The organism is Plantactinospora sp. WMMB782 (assembly GCF_049179135.1).
Taxonomy (GTDB): domain Bacteria; phylum Actinomycetota; class Actinomycetes; order Mycobacteriales; family Micromonosporaceae; genus Plantactinospora.
In genome coordinates this window covers 5,592,499-5,615,307 of sequence record NZ_JBMHMC010000007.1, presented here as the reverse complement: position 1 = coordinate 5,615,307, position 22,809 = coordinate 5,592,499, and the positions used below count along the sequence as shown (strand labels likewise).

Genomic DNA, 22,809 nt, shown 5'->3' with positions numbered 1-22,809 from the left:
CTCCCTGGACGGCGGCTACTCCGTCGACTCCGGCAGTGTGACGACGCCGTCGAGGTAGCGACGGTAGCTGCCGCGCAGGCGTACCCGGTCGCCGTCGACCAGGCAGTGCACCGTGCCGCCCCGGGCGGAGAGCTGGCGGGCGGTCAACGCGGTCCGGCCGAGGCGTTCCGCCCAGTAGGGCGCGATCTGGCTGTGCGCCGAACCGGTGACCGGGTCCTCGAAGGCGCCCGCCCCGGCCCCGAACCACCGGCTGACGAAGTCGACGCCCCCGGTCCCGTCGGGGGCGGTGACGATCGCACCGCGTACCGGCAGCCGGGCCAGCCTGGTGAAGTCCGCCGCGACGGCCCGGACCTCGGCGGCGTCCCGGACCACGTAGACCAGGTCGATGTCCTGGAACCGCCGCACCGGCTCGATGCCGAGCGCGGCCACCGCAACGGTCGAGACCTCGTCGCCGTCCGGTACGGCCCGCAGCCGTCCAGCCTGGAAGTCCAGCTCCAGCTCACCGTCGCGTTCGGTGCGGCTCACCGGCAACCAGCCGCTGCGGGTCCAGAACAGCAGCCGGCGCGCCTGCGGGTGCACGTCGTCGAAGAGTTGCCCGGCGGTGGCCAGGGTCGCGTGCCCGCACAGGTCGACCTCGACCGCCGGAGTGAACCAGCGCAGGTGGTAGGCGGGATCGTCGCCGGGCGGCGCTTCGACCCCGGCCGGCAGTTGCGCGGTGTAGAAGGCGGTCTCGGAGAGGTTGTTCTCCTCGGCCAGGGCCTGTAGGACCGGGTCCGGCAGCCAGTCGGGCAGTGGCATCACGGCCGCGGGGTTGCCCTCGAACACCCGGTCGGCGAAGGCGTCGATCTGGATCAGGGGAAGCCGCATCGTCCCTGTCTATCAGCACCGGCCGGTGCCGTGCCGGCCGGCGGCCGGTCCGCGAGCGGGTGCCGGGCCGGTAGGGTCGTCCGGACCGGTCACCGGATGACGTTAGACTCTAGTTATATAAGTGGACGCTGAAAGGATGGCGACGTGCACGCGTTCGACGTTCTCGGCGATCCCGTCCGGCGGCGGATCCTGGAACTGCTCGCCGACGGCGAGCGGTCGGCGGGCGAGGTCAGCGCAGTGGTCCAGGCAGAGTTCGGCATCTCCCAGCCGGGCGTGTCACAGCACCTGCGAGTGCTCCGGGAGAACGGCTTCACCACCGTACGGGCCGCCGGCACCCGCCGGCTCTACGCGGTCGACCCCGCGCCCCTGCAGGAAATCGACCGGTGGCTGGAACGTTACCGGGGATTCTGGACCCAGCGGCTGGACGCCCTCGACACCGAGATCACCCGGGGCCGGCGGGAACGCCGCCGGGCGGAGGAAACCGCTGCGGACAGCTGACCGAGCGAGCCCCGGACGACCTTCCACCCGGTCCTCCGGATGATCTCCCAGCCCGGAGTCCCCGAGTCCTCAGACGAGGTTCGCCTCCCGGAGCAGCCGCCACAGCCCGGCCCCGTCCGGCGCGCAGAACCAGCGCTCCCCGAGCAGCCCGGCGGCCGGAGTACTGCCCTCGCCGCTGCCGGCCGGGGCCGGGAAGCCACCGGCCAGTACCGCCTGGGTCGGGGAGAGCCGGCGGATCAGCACCGCCGCGACGTTGTCCGGGTGGTCGGCGGCGAACTCGGCATAGATCTCCTGGTCGTGCTGGCCGTCGTCGCCGATAAGCAACCAACGGACATCGGGGAACTCGCGGACCAGCCGGGCCAGGGTGGCCCGCTTGTGCTCCCGCCCGCTGCGGAACCAGCGGTCCGCCGTCGGACCCCAGTTCGTCAGCAACAGCGGGCCCGCCGGATAGAGATGACGGGACAGGAACCGGGACAGGGTCGGCGCGACGTTCCAGGCACCTGTCGAGAGGTAGAACACCGGAGCGCCGGGATGGGCGTTGACCAGGCGCTCGTACAGCACCGCCATGCCGGGCACCGCCATCCGGGCGTGCTCGTCGAGCACGAACGTGTTCCACGCGGCGAGCAGCGGCCGGGGCAGCGCGGTCACCATCACCGTGTCGTCGATGTCGGAGAGGATCCCGATCCGCAGCGCCGGGTCGACGATCCGCACCGGCGCGTCGACCGGCTCGGCGCCGGGACTGGACAGGCGTACGGTCTGCCAGCCGGGCGCCAGGTCGGCCTCGACCACCAGGTCGACGAAGCCGCTGCGGTCCGCCCGGGTCTCGTGCCGCCGGCCGCCCGCCTCGATCACCACCGGTGCGTGCTGGACCGGCAGGGTGGCGAAGCTACGCCAGCCGCGGACCTTCTCCGGTCCCTCGCGGGGGCGGCGGCGCAGCCGGGTCAGCAGGACGCGGCCGAGCACCCGGATCCATCCCGGCCCGCCGTAGCCGGCGTACGGGATGATCGTGGCATCCCACCCGCCCTGCCCCAGGCGGCGCTCGATGAACTGGTGAACCGCGTCCTCGATCCGGGCCGCCCGGTGCAGCCTCGGCGCGGGCGCCGGACCGGCGGGTATCAGCGACACCTAGCCACCCTGCCACAGCACACCCGGTCCGGCTACGAGACAGATCAACTAACCCGGTGGAAAGGTCACCGATCCGGCCGGCGGACCGCACCGGGACCGTGGCGGAGGCGCCCGATCGCGGCGGACCGGCACTGTGGCGGACCGACACTGTGGCGGACCGGATCTGATCGCGGCGGGCCGGCAGTTGACCGCACCGGGCCGGACGGGACCGTGACGACACGCGTCTGACCGCACCGGGCCGGACGGGACCGTGGTGACCTGCGCCGGATCGGCCGGTCCGGCCGGCGGTGCCGTGCGAGACTGGCGAGTGGGCGGGACGGCTACGCCGGGCACGGGGGTCTCGGTGGCGGTGCCGCGCGGGCGGCGGTCGGGCACCCTCGACCGGCCGGGCGCGCTGGCGCTCGGGCTCGGGCTGCTCGGCCTGGGCTACCGGCTGGCGCTGGTCCTGCTGACCGTCCCCGGCTCGAACAGCGACGAGGCGACCTTCGGACTCGTCGCGCTGCACATCGCCGACGGCCGGGAACTTCCGGTCTTCCTCTACGGCCAGCACTACATGGGTACCGTGCAGAGCTACCTCGCCGCGCCGCTGTTCCTGCTCTTCGGCGCCGGCTGGATCCCGCTGCGGATACCGCTGCTGTTCCTCTACGCCGCCTTCGTCTACCTGGTGTACCGGCTCACCCGCCGGCTCTACTCCCCCTGGCTGGCCACCTTCACCGTCGGGGTGCTCGCGCTCGGTGGGGAGCGGGTGGTCCGGGACCAGATCACCGCCGTCGGCGGGCGGCCCGAGGTGAAACCGGCCGTACTGGGCCTGCTGCTGATCGCGCTCGCGCTCGGCCAGCGCCGCACCCGGCACCGGCACCTGGCGTTCGGCCTCTTCGGCCTGCTCGCCGGGCTCTGCGTCTGGGACGACTGGCTCGTGCTGCCGTACCTGGCCGTCGCCTTCGGCGTCCTGTCGGTCGGCTGCTGGCGGGACCTGCTCGGGCCGGCCGGCGCGCTGCTGGTCGCCGGCTTCCTGGTCGGGGTCGCCCCGCTGGTCGCCGACAACCTGACCGCGCCGGCCGGACAGGACTCGATCTCCGTGCTGCGGCAGGTCAGCGAGGGCGAGGAGGCGGCGACCCCGGGTGACGACCGGCTGCACGGCGCGCTACTGGTCGGCATCCCACTCGCCACCGGGCTCTGCCGGCCGGAGGGTTGCGACCCGCTGGAGATGACCTGGGGCGGGCTCTACCTGGCACTGCTGCTCGCCGCCGGGACGCTGGCGGTACTCGGACTCGCCCGTCCTGCCCGGCTCGACGACGTGGCAAGGACCGGTGCGACCACCCGGACCGGTGACACCACGCGGACCGGTGACAGCGACCGGAGCGGTGACGCGCTCCGGGCCGCCCGGGTCGGGTACGCCGCCCGGCTCGCCCTGGTGCTCGGTGCCGCGCTGACCGTCGCGGCCTACGCCCGCAGCTCGCTCGCCGGCAGCACACCGCTGGCCAGCGCCCGCTACCTGTCGATCCTGCAGATCTCGCTGCCCGCCGTACTCTGGCCGCTCTGGCTGCTCGCCCGCCGGGCGGGGCGGAGCGGCATACCGCCGCCGACCCGGCTCGCCGGGATACTCGGCGCCGCCGTACTCGCCCTGCTGGTGGTGATGCTGGTCGGCCCCACCGGACACCTGGTCGGCGAGATCGGCACGATCCGGGCCGAGGAGCGGGAGCAACGGCGGCTCACCCGCACCCTGGAGCGGGCCGGGGTACGAGCCGTGTACGCCGAGTACTGGACCTGCAACCGGCTCGTCTTCGTCAGCCGGGAACGGGTCGCCTGCGCGGTGCTCGGCGAGAACCTGCGGCCGGGGCAGGACCGCTATCCGGCGTACCCGAAACGGGTCGGCGCGGCCGAGCGGCCGGGCTTCGTCTTCGAAGCCGGCGGGCCGGCGGACGCCGCGTTCCAGGAGCACCTGCGCGGCTCGGGTGTGCCGGCCCGGGTGATCCAGGTTGGCCGACACCGAATCTACCTGCCGGAGTCGACCCTCCGTCCCCCGGGCTGACCGACCCGGCCGATCCCGTATCCTGCGAAGTCGTGACTTCAGCGATGAACGAGCCTGCCGCGCTCCCGGAAACCGTCTTCGTGCACCCCTCGGCCGAGGTCGACCGGGGCGCCCGGATCGGCGACGGCACCAAGGTCTGGCACCTCGCGCACGTCCGCTCCACCGCCCAGGTGGGCGCGAACTGTGTGATCGGCCGGAACGTCTACGTCGACGCGAACGTCGTGGTCGGCGACCTGGTGAAGATCCAGAACAACGTGTCCGTCTACCAGGGCGTGACGATCGAGGACGAGGTCTTCGTCGGCCCCTGCGCGGTCTTCACCAACGACCTGCGGCCCCGGGCGCAGAACCCGGACTGGGAGATCACCCCGACCACCGTCCGCCGAGGGGCCTCGATCGGCGCCAACGCGACGATCGTCTGCGGCGTCGAGATCGGCGAGTACGCGATGATCGCGGCCGGTTCGGTGGTGACCAAGGACGTCAAGCCGCACCAACTGGTGGCCGGCAACCCGGCCCGCCCGCTCGGCTGGGTCGACGTCAAGGGCCAGGTGATCTCCCGGGACCGGGAGAATCCGCCGCAGGATCTCTGATCCACCGGAGGTGATGCCACCGGATCGCGGTGACATCACCTCCGCTCGACAGCCTGGCGGGGGCTGCGCCGCTGCCAGGGCCGCCACCGGTGGCGGAGGCTCCGTCCTCGCCTGGCGGTCGGTTCGCCGCCGTTCGGCTAGTCGTCCTCGTCCGACCAGGCCAGCGAGGTGGTGACGGGCAGCTTCGGATACCGGCGGGCCAGCTTCCAACCGATGGTCACGCCGTCCACGCCGGAAACCACAACCCGGCGGGTACGCCCGATGTCGAGCTTGGGCACCGCGTGACGCCGGGCGATCCGCCACAGTACCAGTGGCCGGACCAGCTGGTAGCCGCGGTTGAAGACCTTGTGGTGGAACGCCCCGGCCGACCGATTGTGTGCCCACTGGGCCACCGCGACGGCCAACTCCGGCCGGGGTGCCGACATCCGCTGGGTCCGGCTCCGGGCCACCGACAGGACCTTGCCCGGCATCTTGCGCAGCAGCAACCGCTCGGCCCGGAGCAGTGGACGGCGCTCCTCGTGCCCGGCCAGCGGATGGAGCCGCACGCTGTGCCCCAACCCGATCCGGTTCGCCGCGCCCGGGTCGGCCGTGATCAGGTCGACGTGCAACCCCTGGGCCACCACCGAGTGCGTGAAGGCCTTGCTCCGGCGTACGTTGCCGGCGCTGATCGCCACCACGACCACCCGATCGGCGTCCGCGGGCACCGGCGCCGGAAGTCGGTCCGGACGCCCGGTATCCACCGCCGCCGCCGACGCGTCGGCGAGTTCCGGTCCCGACGCCTCCGCACCGGCGACCGGCTCCGGGCCCAGGCCGTAGTGCCGCCGTAGTGCCGCCGCGACCGCCTCCCGGCCGAACCGGGCGAGCACGGCGGTGCGGGCCAGCGCCGGGTTCAACGAGCCGAGGCGTCCGCGCAGCTCCCGAAAACCTTCCACGACCACCTTCGGGTCGTTGGTCAGGTCGACCAGGCGACCGGCCACCGGCTCGACGTCACCGAGAACGTCCTCGCTGCCGGAACTACGGGTGGCGAAGACCGGTAGCCCGGTGGCGACCGCCTCCGCGACGACCCTGCTGAAGGTGTCGCGACGGCCCAGGTGCACCAGCAGGTCGTGCTCGCGCAGCAGGGCCGGCTGCTCCTCGGCCGGCACAGTGGATCGCAGCGTCACCCTGTCCGCGATGTGCAGGTCGCGGGCCATCGCCCGGACCGCACCGGCCATCGCCCTGGTGCCCACGACGGTCAGCGTGGCGTCCGGCTCCCCACCCACGCTGCGGGCGAAGCCGGAGAGCAGCGCCCGCACGGCTCGCTCGTCCGCCAGCTCACCGACGGACAGCCAGCGGAGCAGGCCACCGGGTGGGGCGGAGCGGAGCGGGAACCGCTCCGGGTCGATCGGGTACCGCACGACGTGCAGCTTCTCGGCGTACTGCGGGAACGCGGCGGCGACGGTGTCGCGCAGGTACGGGTTGACGCAGAGCAGCGCGGCCACCCGGCCCAGCATCTCCGCATAGAGCTTCTTCGCGTCGGGCTGGCCGAGCAGTTCGGTCAGCCACTCCGACTGCTCGGAGACCACCACCCGGGCGTCCGGGCGGGCCAGCCGCACCGCCGCGAGCCCACCGGCGAGCCCGCCGTAGCCGTGCACGAGCGGTGTGTCGATCCGGCCGCCGGGCAGTGCGGCTCGCAGTGCCTGCAGGTTCGCCTCGGCGTGTTCGGCGAAGGCCCGGGACCTGACGGGCTTGAGCACCGGGACCCGGGTCAGTTCACCCCGTCCGGTCTCCGTCCGCACCGGCACGATCCAGTTCGGACCGAATCGCTTGACCGCCACTTCGATGTGCGGCGCGATGGCCGACGCCGGCGGGTACGGCCACTCCTCGGCGTGCAGCACGGAGATCCGGCCGACGGACGGGTCGACCGCGTGCGGCGCCGACGGCTCGAAGTCCGAGTCAGGGTCCTCCGGTGAGGTGTACCAGGGCGTGACGACGGTGAGGTCGGCGAGTCCGGTACGCCGCTCCGAGTCCTCCGCCGGCTCCAGCCGGACGGCCAGGTCGGGGCGTCGACGCAGCGCGGCCCAGCCCACCGGCAGTGCCTCCGGATCGCCGACCACCAGCAGGTCGGCCGCGCGCAGCGGACCGTCCCGGCCGAGCAGCAACCGGCGGGCCGCCCGCAGCGCGGCGCGGGGCTCCCGGGCCGGGAGCCGGTGCACGGCCACCCCGTCCGGTGGATTCGAACTCTTCCACTGTGGATGATTCGCTACCACCAGGGTGACCTGTGCGCCGGTCTCGCGGAGCCGTCCGACATGCCAGAGCGCGGCCCGGACCCGTCCGGTGCCCAGGGCGACGTAGAGGACGTTCGTGTACGGCACGGTCACCGCGCCCCCTCCGCCAGCCGGCGCAGCCGGTCCTCCCACGGCCCGAGCGTCGCCCCCCGGGTGTACGTCTCCGCGTGCCGGACCGCCGCCTCGTGCGTGCCGGCGTCGAGATCCCGGGCGGCCTTCGCGGCGGCGACAAGCGACTGGGCCACACTCTCGGCGTCCAGCCGCTTGCCGGCGAACCACAGCGGATATCCGGAGAGCACCTCGCTGGCGGCGATCTCGGGGATGTGCACCGACACCACCGGCTTGCCGGTCGCCATGTACTCGAAGACCTTTCCGGAGGTCACGTACTTCGCGCCCGGTACGCAGAAGACCAGCACGTCGGTCCGACCGTACACCGCGGCGACATCGGTCTTGCTGAACGGACCGCGGTAGCGTACGCCCAGGTGCGACTCCTGCTCGATCCGCGCCTTGAGCGGGGCGATGTTGTGCGGGAAGAAGCCGAGGTGGCCGTGCACCTCCAGCACGGCGGTGGAGAGCAACGGATGCGCCTTGGCCAACCGCCAGCCTGCGAAGAGCACGTCCAGCGGCATGTGGGTGGTGACCGTACCGAGGTAGCCGAACCGCAGCGGCTGCTCCGGGTCGGGCGCCCGGTAGGTCGCCCGACCGAGAATCTCCGGTTCCCAGCCGTTCGGCACGACCTTCATCCGCTCGGCGGCGAACGGATAGCGCTCGGCGTGCCACTGCCGCATGCCGTCGTTGACGAAGACGCTCTCGGCGGCGTGCCGCAGCACCCGCGCCTCCCAGCGCACCATCCGGCTGCCCTCGGGGAAGAGCAGCTCCTCGGTGAACTGGTTGAAGGTCCAGGCGTCCCGGTAATCCACCACGTACGGAATCCGGAGCAGCCGGCCCAGCGCCCACGCGGCGGCGAACGAGACGAACGGGTTGCCCGTGGCCAGCACCAGGTCGTAGCGGCGCCGCAGGTGCCGTTTGAGCGCGGTCCGGAGCAGGCCGGGCAGCCACCCCAGATAGTGCTCGGGAAAGATCTTCTGCTGCCCAAGCTGGTAGATCCGCTCGCTGACGCTCGGGAACATGCCCCGGAAGAACCCGAACCTGCGGACGTCGGTCTCCCAGTGGTGCATCCCGAGCTTGATCCGCTCGACCCGTACCCGGGGGTCGACCGTGGCCTCCAGCGTCTCGTCGCTGGCCCCGCCGAGATGCTCGGCGAAGAACTCCCGGGGGGCGGTGAAGACGGTCACGTCCCAACCGTCCTCGGCCAGCCGGTTCGCGGTGGCCCTCGCCCGGAAGACCCCGCTGGCCCGGCTGGGTGGGAAGTAGAACGACAGATAGAGGACCCGGGGAGGCCGAGAACGTCCCCGGGCGGACGGCGTGGCGATGGCGAGTCACTCCTGTCGGATAGCGGCGGTTCGGGCCGGCGCCCGAACCGGGATGCCGAGCCGGGGACGGGACCGGCTCAGCCGCCGATGACGATCCGGCGCACGCTGGGCCAGCGGGCCGGGTCGGTCACCCGGCGGCCGTCGACGACCACCCGTACGCCCGGCAGGTCGGTCTCGGCCAGGGTGCGGTACTCCGGGTGGTCGGCCTGCACCACCACGGCCTCCACCCGCTCGCCCTGGTAGGCCGGCAGCCCGAGCGTGGTCAGCTCCTCGGCGGTGTACATCGGGTCGGAGACGTACGGGCGGGCGCCACGGGCCCGCAGCGCCTCGACGGTCGGGAAGACTCCGGAAAAGGCCGTCTCCTTGACCCCGCCCCGGTACGCCGCGCCAAGCACCAGCACCTCGACGTCGGTCAGGTCGCCCCAGGCGGCGGCGAGCAGCTCGACGGCGTAGTCCGGCATCCCGGCGTTCGCCTCCCGGGCTGCCCGGACGACGGTGGCGGAGGGGTCGTTCCACAGGTACATCCGGGGATAGACCGGGATGCAGTGCCCGCCCACCGCGATGCCCGGCGAGTGGATGTGGCTGTACGGCTGGGTGTTGCAGGCTTCGATCACCTTGATCACGTCGACGCCCACACTGTCGGCGAACCGGGCGAACTGGTTGGCCAGCCCGATGTTGACGTCCCGGTACGTGGTCTCGGCGAGCTTCGCCAGCTCGGACGCCTCGGCCGAGCCCAGGTCCCAGACACCGTTGGGCCGGGACAGGTCGGGGCGCTCGTCGAAGTCGAGCACCGCCTCGTAGAACTCGACACCGCGCCGGGCCGAGACCTCGTCCACCCCGCCGATCAGCTTCGGGTAGCGGCGCAGGTCGGCGAAGACCCGGCCGGTCAGCACCCGCTCCGGACTGAACACCAGGGTGAAGTCGGTGCCGACCTTGAGCCCGGAGCCCTGCTCCAGCATCGGCGCCCAGCGGTTGCGGGTGGTGCCCACCGGCAGGGTGGTCTCGTAGCTGACCAGCGTGCCCGGTTTGAGGCCGGCCGCGATCGCCCGGGTGGCGTCGTCCATCCAGCCGAAGTCCGGCGTCCCCTCGGCGTCGACGAAGAGCGGCACCACCACGACCACGGCCTCGGACCCGGCTACCGCCGAGGCGGTGTCGGTGGTCGCGGAGAGCCGCCCGGCCGCCACCGCCTCCTTGAGCTTGACGTCCAGGTCGGCCTCGCCGGGGAACGGCACCGCCCCGTCGTTGACCAGCTTGACGACCCGCTCGGAGACGTCGGCACCGATCACCGTGTGCCCCTTGTCGGCGAACTGCACGGCGAGCGGCAGGCCGATCTTGCCCAGCGCGACAACGCAGATTTTCATGCCTCTACTTTCCTCCCTTGGGCAACCTACGCCGCAACTGGGCCATGACCCGACGTGGCGTGACAGCTGCTATTGCGATCACGAGTTGCCCACGGTGACTTCTGGTGGGCGTGAGAACGAAGAGCCGGACCCCCCGCCGGAAGATCATGCGGGGCGCGGTCGGCCTGGTCGGCATCCGCAGCGGGCTGGAGCCGGTGGTGCCGAACGCGGTCAACTGGGACCGCACCGTGAGCAGCGTGCTGCCCGCACCGAGCCCCGCGAGCAGCTGGTCCACCCGGAACCGGGCCCGCACGGTGGTGCCGTCGACGTCCCGGCTGGTCTCCAGGGTGGTGCCGACCACGTCTCCGGCGGCCAGCCCGATCGGACCCGAGGTGAGGCTGGCCATGTTGCGCCGGGGAGTGTGCGCGGTGATCGTCAGACCGCGGCTGCCGTCCGGGGCGGTTTCCCACCGCAGGTCGACCGCGTCCATCCGGGCCAGCCAGTCGGCCGCCGCGTCCGAGACGTCGAACCAGCGGTCCGGCATCGCCAGCCGGGCGTCCCGGAAGCCGGGATAACCGGCGTACCAGCGGTCCCCGTCGACGATGGTCGGCGGTACCCCCTCCTCGGCGTCCTGTCGGATCACCGCGAGCAGGTCGTCCAGGGTGCCGCGCTGGGCTGTGGAGATCCGCAGCCGCGCCTCGATCTCCAACCGGTCCCGGATGTCGTCGGTGAGGTACCGGTCGGCCAGTGTCCGGATGCCGGCCACCACCTGCTCCTGGACCGTCCTGTCCAGTTGGCGGAAGTCGTCCTCCAGCAGCCGGGCGATCTCCCAGGCGAAATGCCGGACCAGCACGGCGTCCCGCTGCCGGCCCGGCTCGATCAGGCCGGCGACGAACTCCACCAGTTGCTCGGCGCAGCGCAGCCGCTCCAGGTGCCGCGACCGGTAGGTGATGTTGTGCGCGTTGAGCCGGCGGACCGCGTGGTAGAAGTGGTAGTCGGCGAGCACGGAGATCCGCTTCGCCCGGTAGCACGCCTCCAGGGTGAACGGCTGGTCGCTGCCGACCGGCATGTCCTCCGGATAGCGCAGCCCGTACCGCGCGATCAGCTCGTGCCGGAACAGTTTGGTGTTCGACAGCGCCCAGGGCAGCGCCGAGTCGAACAGGTCGAGGTCGGGCTCGGTCCGGGCGAAGACCGCCTGGTGGATGTTGCGGCTGTTGACCCCGACCGTCCTGCCGAGCACCACGTCCGAGCCGTACTCGTCGGCGGCGGCCACCAGCCGCTCCAGCGCCTCGTCGCCGAGATAGTCGTCGGCCCCGATGAAGAAGACGTACCGGCCGGTCGCAAGCTCCAGACCCCGGTTGCTCGGCGCGGCCGGACCGCCCGAATTCTCCTGGTGGAGCACCTTGACGGTCGCCGGGTAGAGCCGGGCGAAGCGGTCCAGTTCCCGGCCACTGCCGTCGGTGGAGCCGTCGTCCACCGCGACGATCTCCATCCGGTCACGACCGATGCTCTGCCGCACAAGCGAGTCCAGACACTTGGTGAGGTAGGGCATGGTGTTGTAGACCGCCACCACCACACTGACGTCGGGGGTCCCCATCAGGCCACCGCCGCCCTCACGCCGGCAGCCCGACGGCCGGTCGCGACCCGCTGCCCGGGGTCGAGCCGAGCAGGTCCGCCGCGGCGCCCTGCGGCACCGAACCGGGCAGCAGCCGGGTGTAGACCTCGTCGAGGACGGCGGCCTGCGCCTGCCAGGTCCAGCTTTCCAGCAGCCCCGGCCGGTCGTACGCGGCCCGGTAGCGCGCGGCGTCGCGGAGTACGGCCCGGACGGCGCGGACGTAGTCGGCCACGTCCTCGGCCCGGAACACCTCGCCCTGTCCGGTCGAGCGGACCGTCTCGGCCATCGTCCGCACGTCGCTGACCACGATCGGCAGCCTGGCGTGCGAGTACTCGAAGAACTTGGTGATCAGCGCGATCTCGTGGTTGGGCCAGTGGTGGATCGGGATCACCCCGACGTCGGCACCGGCCAGGAACGGCACCACCTGCCAGTGCGCGACGTACGGCAGCACGTGTACCCGGTCGGCGATCCCGAGCCGGGCGGCCCGGCGCAGTACGTCCTGCATCTGCGGACCGGCCGGCTTGTTCACCACCAGCGCGACGTGTACCCCGGGCAGCTCCGGCAGTCCGGCCACGGTGATGTCGATGCCGCGCTGGGCGCTCGCCGCACCGCTGTAGACCAGCAGCGGCACGTCCGGCCCGATCCCGCAGCGGCGGCGCAGCTCCGGCTGCGGCTCGCCCGTTCCGGTCGGCCGGTCGCCGACGTCCGGCGCGTTCAGCACCACGGCCGGGCGCTCGGTCAGGCCGTGGTGCCCGCGCAGCAGGTCGCCAAGCGCCTCGGAGACGGTCACCACCGCGTCGGCGTACGGGGCGTACTCCCGCTCGTGGCCGACGTTCGCCGGCAGCCAGCGGGCGTTGTCCCGCCACGGCTTGAGACCGGGCAGGAACTCGTGCGCGTCCCAGACCAGCCTGACCGCGCGGCCGGCGGCCTGTGCCCGGATCTTGGCCCGCGCGCCCACCCCGAGCATCCGGAAGTCGTTGGCGTGGATCAGGTCCGGCGCCAGCTCGTCCACCACCGGCCCGTACGCCAGCTCGTAGTCCCACAGTCCCGGTTCCAGCCGGCGCCAGGCCCCGTCGCCGCGCAGTCGCTGCCAGAACCAGGTGTAGCCACGGTCCCACGGATTGCGGAACTTCCGGCCGTTCTGCGCCCTTGTCAGCTGCCAGTAGCGGAAGGAGACCCAGCGGCGGCGCAGCTGGGCGGCGAGCAGCCGGAGCCGGAGCAGCCGCTGCCCGAACGGGTCGGGACGGCCGGCTCGGGCCGCCAGGGTGAGCTGCGCCTGCCGGAACCGCAGGTCGGCCTGACGGGCCTTGGCCGACTGGGCCCGCCATGGTGCGATGCCACCCGGCGGATAGGCGAGCGGCCAGCGCAGCCAGGCACGGCGGTAGTCGTGCCGGCGGCGGGCCAGCGGATCCGGCATCGGCAGCAGTCGGACCTCGGCGTCGCCGAGCCGCCACTGCTGCGGCTGCCCGTGCGGGGAACGGCCGAGCAGGATCACCTCCCAGCCGGCCGCGGCGGCCGAGCGGGCCGCCTTCTGCACTCGGGAGTCACCGTTCACCCCGTTGTCGACAAGCATCACCACGCGCCCACGCGCGCTCCGCGCCTCGGCGGCGCCGTCGAACTCCATGGCTGTTTCTTCGCTGCCCTTCCGGTCGGGCTTCCGCCAGGACTCCGGCGAGTGTACGGCAATCCCGGCTGCGGTTGCCGATCGTGACTGTCGGCCGAATCGATCCTCATCGGCAGAACGGCGCCGATCGACCCGTACGAGGGTTTTCCCAGGTGGTATCGCTGCCGGCCGCTCGAATCAGCCGGTGGTCTCGAGCGTGCGTCGCGTACCGGTAGTGACCAGGTGACCCGAAGTATCCGGTTGCCCGCTGGGCGGACGAGCGGGCAGCAACCGCCGGTAGACCTGCTCCAGGGTCCTGGCCTGCGCCTCCCAGGTCCAGCTCTCCAGCAGCCCGGGGCGGTCGTATGCGGCCCGGTAGCGGGCCGGGTCGGCAAGTACCGCGCGGACCGCCCGGACGTAGTCCGTCACGTCCTGTGCCCGGAACACCTCGCCCTGCCCGGTGGACCGGACTGTGGCGGCCATCGTCCGTACGTCGCTGACCACCATCGGCAGTCGGGCCTGGGAATACTCGAAGAACTTGTTGCTCAGCGCGATCTCGTGGTTGGTCAGGTGCACGAGCGGACTCACCGCGGCATTGGCTGTGGAGAGGAACTCGGAGACCTGCCAGTGCGGCACGTAGGGCAGCAGGTGCACCCGGTCGGCCACCCCGAGCCTGGCGGCCCGGGCCAGCAGCGTGTCGATCGACGCCGAGCTGCGCCTGCCCGGCGGCAGCGAGACGAGCGCCACGTGCACGTCGGTCAGGGTCGGCAGCGCGTCGATCATCACGTCGACGCCGCGCACCGGCGCGATGCCGCCCGAGTACGCCAGGAGTGGGGTTTCCGGGCCCAGCCCGCACCGGGTGCGGATGTCCGAGACAGGCTCGTCTCCCCCGGACTCGGTCGACCGGTCCCGCACCGTCACGTCCGGCGCGTTCATCACCACGGTCGGCAGTTCGGCCAGCCCGTGCGACTCCTTCAGCAGCTCGGCCAGCCCCTCGGAGACGGTGAGCACCACGTCGGCGAAGGGCGCGTACTCGCGCTCGTGCGCGACGTGTGCCTTCAGCCAGCGCCCCCGCTTGGTCGCCGAGCTGAGACCGGGCAGGAACTCGTGGGCGTCCCAGACCAGTTTGACGTCCCGGCCGGCCGCCCGGGCCCGGACCGTCGCCCGGGCACCCACCCCGACCATCCGGTAGTCGTGGGCGTGGATCAGGTCGGGCGCCAGTTCGTCGATCACCGGACCGAAGGCCAGCTCGTAATCCCAGAGCCCGGGCTCCAACCGACGCCAGCTGCGCTCACCCTGCACGGCGCTCCAGAACCAGGTGTAGAAGCGGTCGACCGGCCCCTCCAGCCGGCGGCGGGCCCGCTGGGCGCTGGTGAGCTGCCAGTAGCGGAAGGAGACCCACTTCTTCAGCACCCCCGCCGCCTGCTCCTCCAGCCGCAGCCGCCGGGCCCCGCCGGGAGGCACCGGTCCCTCACCCCGCCGCGCGATCGCGAGCTGCGCGGCCCGGACCCGCAGGTCGGCCCGCCAGGCCCGGACCCACTGCGCGCGGTGCTCGGCGATGCCGCTCGGCGGGTAGGCCAGCGGCCCGCGCCGGAAGACCCGGCGGAACTCGTGCCGCTTCTTCGCCAGCGGCTGCGGGAACGGCACCAACCGGACCTCGGCCCGACCGAGCTGCCAGGTCTGAAGTTGGCCGGTCGGCGAACAGCCGAGCAGGATCACGTCCCAGCCGGCCTCGGCGGCCGAGCGGGCGACCTTCTGCACCCGGGAGTCACCGATGACCCCGTTGTCGACCAACATGACAATCCGCCGACGGGAGTCGGACATCCCGGCCGCGCCGTCAACCACCATCTTTGGTTATCCCGCCTTCCAAGGGCCCCGAGGACCCGACGAGTGTACGGCAAGCTGGTCGGATCCATCGGCTCGGCCGGATCCACCGGAATCGCCGGGTCCGGTAACCTGCGCACCCTCGTTTGACCGGTTCCGCCCCGCCTCGCCGGGTAGTTCGGTTCTGCCCGGACGAGGGCGTGTTAGCGTCGCCGCCGGAGCCACCGACAGATGCGCCGGGTACGAGTCGAGGACGGTGAGCCGGGGTGCAGTTGTTGTCCGCCGAGGAGAACGCCGCCTACTGGGACGACCGGCACCGGCGGGAGGGCGACCTGCGCTCCGGCGGGGACACCTCCTTCGACGAGCCGACAAACCGGATGTTCTACATCCTGCGCCTGAGCCTGCTGCTGGACATCGTCGGCCACCAGTCGGACCCGGTCGCGCCGCTGTTCCTGCTCGACGCCGGCTGTGGCAAGGGTTGGTTCAGCCGGGAACTGGCCCGGTTCGGCCACCAGGTCGACGGAATCGACGCCAGCGAGAGCGCACTGACCCACTGCCGGCGGCGAGGCGGCGGCGCCCGGTACTTCCGGTCCACCCTTTCCGGGTGGCGCAGCCCGTGGCCGTACGACCTGGTGCTCGCGGTGGACGTGCTCTTCCACGTGCTCGACGACGGGCAGTGGGAGCAGTCGGTGCGAAACCTGGCCTCGCTGGTCCGGTTCCGGGGTCGCCTGGTCGTCGCCGACTGGGGCGAGGACGGCGACCGGGCGTACGGGAACTACCAGGTCGCCCGGGGTCGGCAACGGTACCTTCCGCTGGCCCGGGAGTGCGGCCTGAGGTTCGACGGCTGGCGGCCGTACGCGTTCCGCGGCAACCCCAACGGGTTCTACGTCTTCACCCGGACCGGCTGAGCGGAGGCGCACAGGTGCGGATCTCCGAGATCCTTCCGCGTTACCTCGACGGGGTACGCGAGGTTGTCGACGTCAGCCATCCAGACGTCAAGCTGGAGCGGCAGCTGCGGCTGCCTCCGGCGGTCGGCTACCGCCGGCAGCGGCTCGACGAGGCCACCGGGGCGGACCTCGGCGCGGGAAGCATGCTGTTCTGCCTGCTCGGCGCCGACTCGCCCGTGCACACCGACCCGGACGCACTGGTTCCGCTGCTGCGCCGGGCCGGGCCGGGCACCCGGGCGGCGCTGCTGATCGGCTGGCCGGTCGAGGAACTGCCGTGCCACCGGCTGGTCGGGCCGCTGGTGGCCGGCCAGTGCCAGATCCGGGAGGTCTCCCCGCTGGACCGGGCCGCGATCCGCGGGGTGTCCAGCGCGCTTGTCGTCGAGCGGGTGGACCGGCTCGTACCGCTGCGCGGTTACCTGATCGACGCCCGTACCCCGGTCGAGCCGGTCGGAAGCGGACCGAAGGCGGAACCGGACGACGGGGACGCGACGGAGCTGGCCGCGCTGCTGCGGGTGGTCAACGAATACCAGCTCGCCGACCTGGTGACCCGGCCGGTACGACGAAGGTTGGCCGAGCTGACCGACCGGGTCGCGGTGCAGGATGCCGAACTGCGGGAGCTGCGGCACCGGCTGGCCGGGATCGAGTCGTCGGCCGGGTTCCGGCTCGGCTCCGCGGTCGCCCGGGGAGCGCGGGCGCCGGGGCGCGCCCTGGTCGACGTACCCCGGGAACTGGCCCGAGTCTGGCGCGGGCGCCGATCGGTCCGGGGCACCGGCAGCGGATCGGGCGACGCCTGATCCGCCCGCTACCGGCGTTCCCGGCCACATCCGTTCCGGACCGTGCCGGGGCAGCGGCCGGCTGGGAGGGCACCGAGCGGGTGACGTATCGTCTGGGTACCAGGGGTGCTGTACCATTCCCGCCCTGTCGCGCGAAGACGGCGCGATCAGGAGCGCATGAATCAGCCAATGCCTCGCATTTCACCGTCGATCGACGCCGGGAGTAATCCGCAGTGAAGGTTGTCAGCGTTGTCGGAGCCCGTCCGCAGTTGGTGAAACTCGCGCCGATCGCGGCCGCCTTCGCCCGGACGGAACACGAACACGTAATCGTGCACACCGGTCAGCACTACGACGCCGACCTCTCCGACGTCTTCTTCTCCGGCCTGGGCATCCCTGACCCGGACGTCCACCTCGGAGTCGGCTCCGGCAGTCACGGCGTGCAGACCGGTGCGGTGCTGGCCGGAATCGACCCGGTGCTGGCCGAGCAGGAGCCGGACTGGGTTCTTGTCTACGGCGACACCAACTCGACGCTGGCCGGCGCGGTCGCGGCGGTCAAGCAGCACCTGAAGGTCGCGCACCTGGAGGCCGGGCTGCGCTCGTTCAACCGGCGGATGCCGGAGGAGCACAACCGGGTGCTCACGGACCACGCCGCCGACCTGCTGCTGGCCCCGACCGAGGAGGCCATGCGGCACCTCGCCGACGAAGGGCTGGCCGCCCGTTCCGTGCTCGCCGGGGACGTGATGGTCGACGTCTGCCTGCGGATCCGGGACGCCGTACTCGCCGGCGAGCACCCGCGGCCCACCCTGCCGGAGGGGATCGACCCGTCCTCGCCGTACCTGCTCGCCACGCTGCACCGGGCGGAGAACACCGATGACCCCGAGCGGCTCGCCGGGCTGGTCGCGGCGCTCGCCGCGCTGCCCGTGCCGGTCGCCCTGCTGGCCCACCCCCGACTGCTGGCCCGGACCGAACAGTACGGCCTGAAGCTCGCCCAGGGGGCCATCCACGTGGGCCGGCCGGTCGGTTACGCCGCCATGGTCGCCGCGGTGCTCGGCTCGACCGGGGTCGTCACCGACTCCGGCGGTCTGCAGAAGGAGGCGTTCCTGCTCGGCCGGGTCTGCACCACGCTGCGCCCGGAGACCGAGTGGATCGAGACGCTGGACGGTGACTGGAACCGGCTCGTCCCGGACCCGGCCGGGACGCCCGACTGGATCGAGACGGCGACCCGGCCGGCGCCGGCGACCGAGCGGGCAGCCCCGTACGGCGACGGCACCGCCGCGCAGCGGGTGGTCGAGATCCTCGAGCGCCATGCCTGACCGGGACCGTCCGGCGAGCCCCGGACCGCGCCAGGTGCGGACGAACACCGCCAGCGACGTCGCCGTCGTCACGCCGTGGTATCCGACCGGCCAGCGTCCGTTCCGGGGCGCTTTCGTGCAGGCGATGGTGGAGGCGACCGCACCGGACTACCGGCAGGTCACCGTCTACCACACCGACGAGTGGGGGCACCGGCTGCCGGCGGAGACCACCGCCGCCATCGACGAGGCGTTCCGGGGTCTGCTGCCGCAGGGGGTGCACCGCCGGCCCACCGTCGGCGGGGCCGACCTGGTGCACCTGCCGGTGGTCATGCCGGTGACTCCGGACTACGCGGTGATCTCCGGCAACCACACCGAGGCGCTCCGGGCGGTGCTGGGCAACGCCCCCATCGACGCGCCGGTGGTGCACGCCCACGTCGGGCTGCCGGGCGGCTGGGCGGCCCTGCACAACGCCCGCCCGGACGCGAGGGTCTTCGTGACCGAGCACGCCACCTTCCTCAACCTGGTGCTCGAACAGCCCGAGGCCCGGGCGATGTACGACGAACTGCTGCACCGCTGCGCCGGATTCTTCGCCGTCGGCGACGCCGTCCGTCGGCCACTGGTCGAGGCGTTCCCGCACCACGCGGAGCGGATCGGCTTCATCCCCAACCCGATCTCGTTCGACCATCCCCGGGCCGCCCCGGTCACCGCGTTGCACCGCTGGCTCTTCGTCGGCGGCTTGCTCCCCCGCAAGGGCGTCTCCTGGCTGTTGGAGGCGTTCGCCAAGTGCCGGGCCGAGGAGCCGGAGTTGTCCCTCACGTTCGTCGGCGAGGGACAGCTGCGGAACGACCTGGCCAGGCGGGCCGCCGAACTCGACGTCGCGGACGCGGTCACCTTCGCCGGCGCACTGCCGCCGGACGACGCGCTGCGGATGATGCGCGAGCACGACCTGCTGGTGCATCCGAGCCGGTTCGAGACTTTCGGCATGACGATCGTGGAGGCGATCGCCGCGGGCACGCCGGTGCTGGTCACCCGCTGCGGCGGGCCGGAGGAGACCCTGGCCGGGCTCGAAGAGGCGGCTGGCGAGCTGATCCCCGTCGAGGAGAACGCGGAGTCCATCGTGGACGGCTACCGCCGGCTGCGGGACCGCTTCCCGCACGGCCTCGAGCTGGCCCGCGCACAGCGCGAACTCGCCGAGAAGTACAGCTACCCCGCCGTCGCCCGCAGCCACCGCGCGGCATGGTTCGGCGATTCGGACGCGGCAGCGTCGACCACGATCGGATGGGATGCCGGTACCAATGGCTGAACCGCAGGTGTTGATCCTGGCCCTGGACGGCTCCCGTCGCCTCGCTGTGCTGGCCGACGTCGATCGGGTGCTCGCCGCCGGTGGCAGCGCCACCCTCGTGGTCAGCGACATCGCGAAGTGGCGCCGAGAGAAGCTGCCGAAGCAGCTGCGCACCGTCGACCTGACCAAACTCGAACTGCGGCTGGCGCCGCTCGCCGTCGAGCAGCTGGTGCTGTTCCGGGCCCCCGGCCTCCTGTTCAGGGCGGCCGGTCGGGGGGCGCTGGCCGGCCGGTCGAAGAAGGCGAACCGGGCATACCAGCGGGGCTTCGCGGACCGGGTGCATCGCCGGGTCGGCATGCCGGTGTACCGGCGGCTGTTCCAGCCGCTCTATGCGAGGAAGGGCGACCCTCGGCTGCGACTGCTCGACCGGTACGTGCTCCAGCGGGGCCGGTTCGACGTGCTGGTGGTGGCCGATCCCGGTTCGATGCCGGCCGCCGCCACGATTCTGGCCAGCCTGACCGCACGCGGTGCCGCACCGACACTCTGCTTCGATGCCGGGGCGGTGCTGCCCGCACCGGCCGGCTGACCGGTATCGCGAACCACGCTCTCGGCAGCGGTTCGGACGCCGGCCGGCGTCCGGATCGCTCCGGACCGGTCGGCGGCCGAACCCGTCGGTGGTAGGCGACCGGACCACGTCCGGCCGGAAGGCGTCAGCTGTTCAGGAAGCCCGCGAAGGCGGTCGCGGTGCGGCGGCCGTCGTGGTACTCCCGGACGTACGCCACCGACTCGGCTCCCCGGCGCGCGGTGCCGGTCCGGTCGTCCAGCAGCGACTCCAGCACCTGGTCCAGGTTGGCCGGGGTGGCGTTCACGATCGGCGGGGTGGTGCCCACGGTTCCGGCCACACTCTCGCTGAGGTACGCCACCACCGGCTTCCCGGCGGCCATCGCCTCGACCGCGAACGTGCCGTAACTGCCGGTGGTGAACTGGTCGATCACGATGTCACTGGTCTTGACCAGCTCCGCCATGTCCTTCCACGGAACGTTCTCGGCCAGCTTCAGCTCGATCGCGCCCCGGTCGTGCAGCGAGGTCAGCACCGGAAGGATCCGGTCGGTGCCCTTGGTCCAGCGCTTCGACGGGCCGTGCAGCACCACCGGCCGGCTTCGCTCCATCACCGGCTCGTCGGTGGACCAGGCGTCCAGGTCCACCACCAGCGGCGCCCAGGTCGCCCAGGGCAGGTCGTCGAGCAGGTCCGGGGTGGTGACGAAGAGCGGCAGCCCGGTCTCCTCGGCCACCCTGCGGTTACGCTCGGCCCGCGCCGTGTAGCGCTCGACGTAGCCGTCCGGAGCGTCCCGGAACAGCGAGAACTCGTGCCGGGCCAGGTGCCGCCCGGGATGGCGTACCTCGCTGCCGTGGCCGAGCAGCGCGACCTTGATCTTGGCTCGTTGCAGCGCCGGCAGGTCGCCTTCGATGTTGTTGCCGTTCAGGTGCCCGAAGAACGGTAGGAAGGCGTCCGCGACCAGGTGGGTGTAACGGCCTATCGCCCGCTGCACCAGCTCCAGCTGGCAGTCCAGGTCGGGCAGCCGGGACTGGTCGACGTAGACGTCCGCCGGATAGAGCAGGACGTCCGAGGTCTTCGTCATCACGACCTCGGCCGAGACCTCGGCGTTGCTCCGGCAGATCGCCTGGGCGAAGGTGGCGAGCTGGCCGGCGTAGTTCGCCGGGCCCAGGCCCAGCCGGATGTTCGTGTTGTCCAGCGGGCGCCACCGGGGCAGCGGACCCGGCTCGGCCGCCGGAGCGGCGACCGGCACCGGCTGCTCGGTCAGCGACCAGCGCACCTCGGGGCGCGGGTTGGCCGGCGTGATCCCGGAGACCTCGGAGTAGAGGCGCATCAGCCCTGCGCTCTGCCGCTCCCAGGAGAGGTCGTCGAGCATCTCCTCGGTGATCGCGTCGGCCAGCTGCTTCCGGTTCGCCATCGCGTGCGTCACGGTGGCCACGAAGCTCGCCGCGTCGTCGGCCCGGAACACCTCGCCGACCCGGTGCTCCCGGACGTAGGCGCTCAACGTCTTCACGTCGCTGACCACCACCGGCAGCCCGCCGTGCAGGTATTCGGCGAGCTTGGTGGGCAGTGAGATCTCGTAGTTCAGGGTCCGCTTGGAACAGATCAGGCCGAGGTCCGCCGAGGAGAGGTAGTCCGAAACGGCGTGCTGCGGCACGTACGGCACCACGTGGATGCGCTGCCGCACGCCGAGCTGGGCCGCCTTTGCCAGCAGCGTGGTCAGCTCCGGGCTGGTCCGTCCGGAGACGATCGCGAGGTGGAACTCGGGCAGCTCCGGCAGGGCGTCGACGGCCACCCCGAGACCCCGCTCGGCGGCGAGCCAGCCGGAGTAGACAAGCAGCGGCACGTCCGGCTCCAGCCCACAGGCCCGGCGTACCGAGTAGGTGTCCCGGGCGGTACCGACCGTCTCCCTGATCGGCACGTTGCGGACCACCAGCGGGGTCTTCTTCAGCTTGTAGTCCTTGCGCAGCAGGTCGGCGATCTCCGGGGAGACGGTGACGACCGCGTCGGCGAAGCCGATGAACTCCTTCTCGAGTGCGTTGAAGGCGGTGGCCTGCAACGGCTCCGGCCAGTCCACACCGCGCACGTACTCGTGCGCGTCGTAGATCCACTTGACCTTGTCGCCCCGGTTGCGCATCCGGGCCACGCTCTGCGCCGCCGTGCCGATCATCGTGATGTCGTTGGCGTGGATCACGTCCGGCTTGAACTCCTCGATCGCCGGGCCGAACGCGAGGTCGAGGTCGAGCAGGTAGGGCCAGTCCTTGGCCCACTGCCCGGTCGGGGCCGCCTGGTAGCGCTGCTCCCACTGGAAGGCCCGGACCCGCAGCTTGTGGGTGAGCCGGCGGGCCCGGACCAGTGCGCCCAGCGCCCGGCTGGCCGGTACGGCGATCGCGTTGGCCGCCGCCGACCGCCCCTCGGTGGCCCGCATCCGGCCGATCCGGGCCGTGGTCTGGCGTACCCAGGTCTGGTTCGCCGCCCGGGTGCGCGCCAGCGCCTCCTTGTCGGCGATGCCGAACTGGGTGACGATCCGACGCAGCTTGTGACCCTTCTGCTTCGCCCGCATGTGCGCGGCTACGCCGACCCGGACGACCTGGACGACGCCCATTGTCGACTTCACCGCGCGACCCCGCCCGGCGCCGATCAGCAGCACCTCCCAGCCGGCCCGCGCCGCCGAGATGGCCGTCTTCTGTACCCGGGAGTCCCCGGTGATGCCGTTTCCGACGATCACTGCCAGTCGCGGTCGGCGAGCGGGCGGTGCCATGCATTCC

Annotated in this window: 17 protein-coding genes; 8 read left to right on the top strand and 9 right to left on the bottom strand. The window is 72.3% G+C overall.

Annotation, left to right across the window (positions count from 1 at the left end):
* Nucleotides 1-15 precede the first annotated feature (15 nt).
* The gene (locus ACN28A_RS27245) at nt 16-867 is read right to left on the bottom strand and encodes a PhzF family phenazine biosynthesis protein (protein ID WP_421399611.1); all 852 of its coding nucleotides are present in this window, start codon (nt 865-867) and stop codon (nt 16-18) included.
* A 144-nt stretch (nt 868-1,011) separates the two neighbouring features.
* Between ACN28A_RS27245 and ACN28A_RS27240 the strand changes: the two genes are divergently transcribed.
* A complete protein-coding gene (locus ACN28A_RS27240; protein ID WP_421399608.1) occupies nt 1,012-1,365 on the top strand; it encodes an ArsR/SmtB family transcription factor in 354 nt (117 codons plus the stop codon).
* Between the two features lie 69 nt (nt 1,366-1,434).
* Here the strand turns inward: ACN28A_RS27240 and ACN28A_RS27235 are convergent, their stop codons facing one another.
* A complete protein-coding gene (locus ACN28A_RS27235; RefSeq protein WP_421399605.1) occupies nt 1,435-2,490 on the bottom strand; it encodes an App1 family protein in 1,056 nt (351 codons plus the stop codon).
* A 343-nt stretch (nt 2,491-2,833) separates the two neighbouring features.
* Here ACN28A_RS27235 and ACN28A_RS27230 point away from each other — a divergent pair, with 343 nt between their 5' ends.
* Together ACN28A_RS27230 and ACN28A_RS27225 are read left to right on the top strand one after the other, a co-directional pair.
* Entirely contained in the window at nt 2,834-4,522 is a 1,689-nt protein-coding gene (locus ACN28A_RS27230; RefSeq protein ID WP_421399602.1) for a hypothetical protein, read from the top strand.
* Nucleotides 4,523-4,566: 44 nt separating this feature from the next.
* A complete protein-coding gene (locus ACN28A_RS27225; protein ID WP_421404668.1) occupies nt 4,567-5,109 on the top strand; it encodes an acyltransferase in 543 nt (180 codons plus the stop codon).
* Nucleotides 5,110-5,246: 137 nt separating this feature from the next.
* Here ACN28A_RS27225 and ACN28A_RS27220 read toward each other — a convergent pair whose 3' ends face one another.
* The 6 genes from ACN28A_RS27220 to ACN28A_RS27195 all read right to left on the bottom strand — a co-directional run bounded on the left by ACN28A_RS27220 (nt 5,247) and on the right by ACN28A_RS27195 (nt 15,164).
* Complete coding sequence (locus tag ACN28A_RS27220; protein WP_421399599.1) at nt 5,247-7,469, bottom strand: glycosyltransferase family 4 protein; 2,223 nt, start codon at nt 7,467-7,469, stop codon at nt 5,247-5,249.
* Nucleotides 7,466-8,758, bottom strand: a complete 1,293-nt coding sequence (locus tag ACN28A_RS27215; RefSeq protein ID WP_421404666.1) for a glycosyltransferase — start codon at nt 8,756-8,758, stop codon at nt 7,466-7,468. The genes ACN28A_RS27220 and ACN28A_RS27215 overlap by 4 nt, the downstream gene beginning before the upstream one ends.
* 128 nt (nt 8,759-8,886) lie before the next feature.
* Nucleotides 8,887-10,170 carry a nucleotide sugar dehydrogenase gene (locus tag ACN28A_RS27210; protein ID WP_421399596.1) on the bottom strand — a complete coding sequence of 428 codons (1,284 nt, stop codon included), beginning with the start codon at nt 10,168-10,170 and terminating at the stop codon, nt 8,887-8,889.
* A 4-nt stretch (nt 10,171-10,174) separates the two neighbouring features.
* A complete protein-coding gene (locus tag ACN28A_RS27205) occupies nt 10,175-11,746 on the bottom strand; it encodes a glycosyltransferase family 2 protein (protein WP_421399594.1) in 1,572 nt (523 codons plus the stop codon).
* 16 nt (nt 11,747-11,762) lie between these two features.
* The gene (locus tag ACN28A_RS27200) at nt 11,763-13,388 is read right to left on the bottom strand and encodes a glycosyltransferase family 4 protein (RefSeq protein ID WP_421399591.1); all 1,626 of its coding nucleotides are present in this window, start codon (nt 13,386-13,388) and stop codon (nt 11,763-11,765) included.
* A 177-nt stretch (nt 13,389-13,565) separates the two neighbouring features.
* Nucleotides 13,566-15,164 carry a glycosyltransferase family 4 protein gene (locus tag ACN28A_RS27195; protein ID WP_421399588.1) on the bottom strand — a complete coding sequence of 533 codons (1,599 nt, stop codon included), beginning with the start codon at nt 15,162-15,164 and terminating at the stop codon, nt 13,566-13,568.
* 293 nt (nt 15,165-15,457) lie between these two features.
* On the opposite strand from ACN28A_RS27195, the gene ACN28A_RS27190 reads away from it, so the two are divergent.
* From ACN28A_RS27190 to ACN28A_RS27170, 5 genes are all read left to right on the top strand, one after another.
* Nucleotides 15,458-16,099 carry a class I SAM-dependent methyltransferase gene (locus tag ACN28A_RS27190; RefSeq protein ID WP_421399585.1) on the top strand — a complete coding sequence of 214 codons (642 nt, stop codon included), beginning with the start codon at nt 15,458-15,460 and terminating at the stop codon, nt 16,097-16,099.
* A gap of 14 nt (nt 16,100-16,113) precedes the next feature.
* Nucleotides 16,114-16,932: a hypothetical protein gene (locus ACN28A_RS27185; protein WP_421399582.1), complete on the top strand. Its 819-nt coding sequence runs from the start codon at nt 16,114-16,116 to the stop codon at nt 16,930-16,932.
* A 212-nt stretch (nt 16,933-17,144) separates the two neighbouring features.
* On the top strand, nt 17,145-18,224 hold the full coding sequence (gene wecB, locus ACN28A_RS27180) for a non-hydrolyzing UDP-N-acetylglucosamine 2-epimerase (protein ID WP_421399580.1): 1,080 nt from the start codon (nt 17,145-17,147) through the stop codon (nt 18,222-18,224).
* On the top strand, nt 18,217-19,506 hold the full coding sequence (locus ACN28A_RS27175) for a glycosyltransferase family 4 protein (RefSeq protein WP_421399578.1): 1,290 nt from the start codon (nt 18,217-18,219) through the stop codon (nt 19,504-19,506). Before wecB ends, ACN28A_RS27175 begins: the two co-directional genes overlap by 8 nt.
* Nucleotides 19,499-20,071 (top strand): hypothetical protein, encoded by a 573-nt coding sequence (locus ACN28A_RS27170; RefSeq protein ID WP_421399576.1) that lies wholly within the window; start codon nt 19,499-19,501, stop codon nt 20,069-20,071. The genes ACN28A_RS27175 and ACN28A_RS27170 overlap by 8 nt, the downstream gene beginning before the upstream one ends.
* A 124-nt stretch (nt 20,072-20,195) precedes the next feature.
* On the opposite strand, the gene ACN28A_RS27165 is transcribed toward ACN28A_RS27170, so the two are convergent.
* Nucleotides 20,196-22,802, bottom strand: coding sequence for a glycosyltransferase family 4 protein (locus ACN28A_RS27165; RefSeq protein ID WP_421399574.1), 2,607 nt, complete (start codon nt 22,800-22,802; stop codon nt 20,196-20,198).
* Nucleotides 22,803-22,809: the final 7 nt, after the last annotated feature.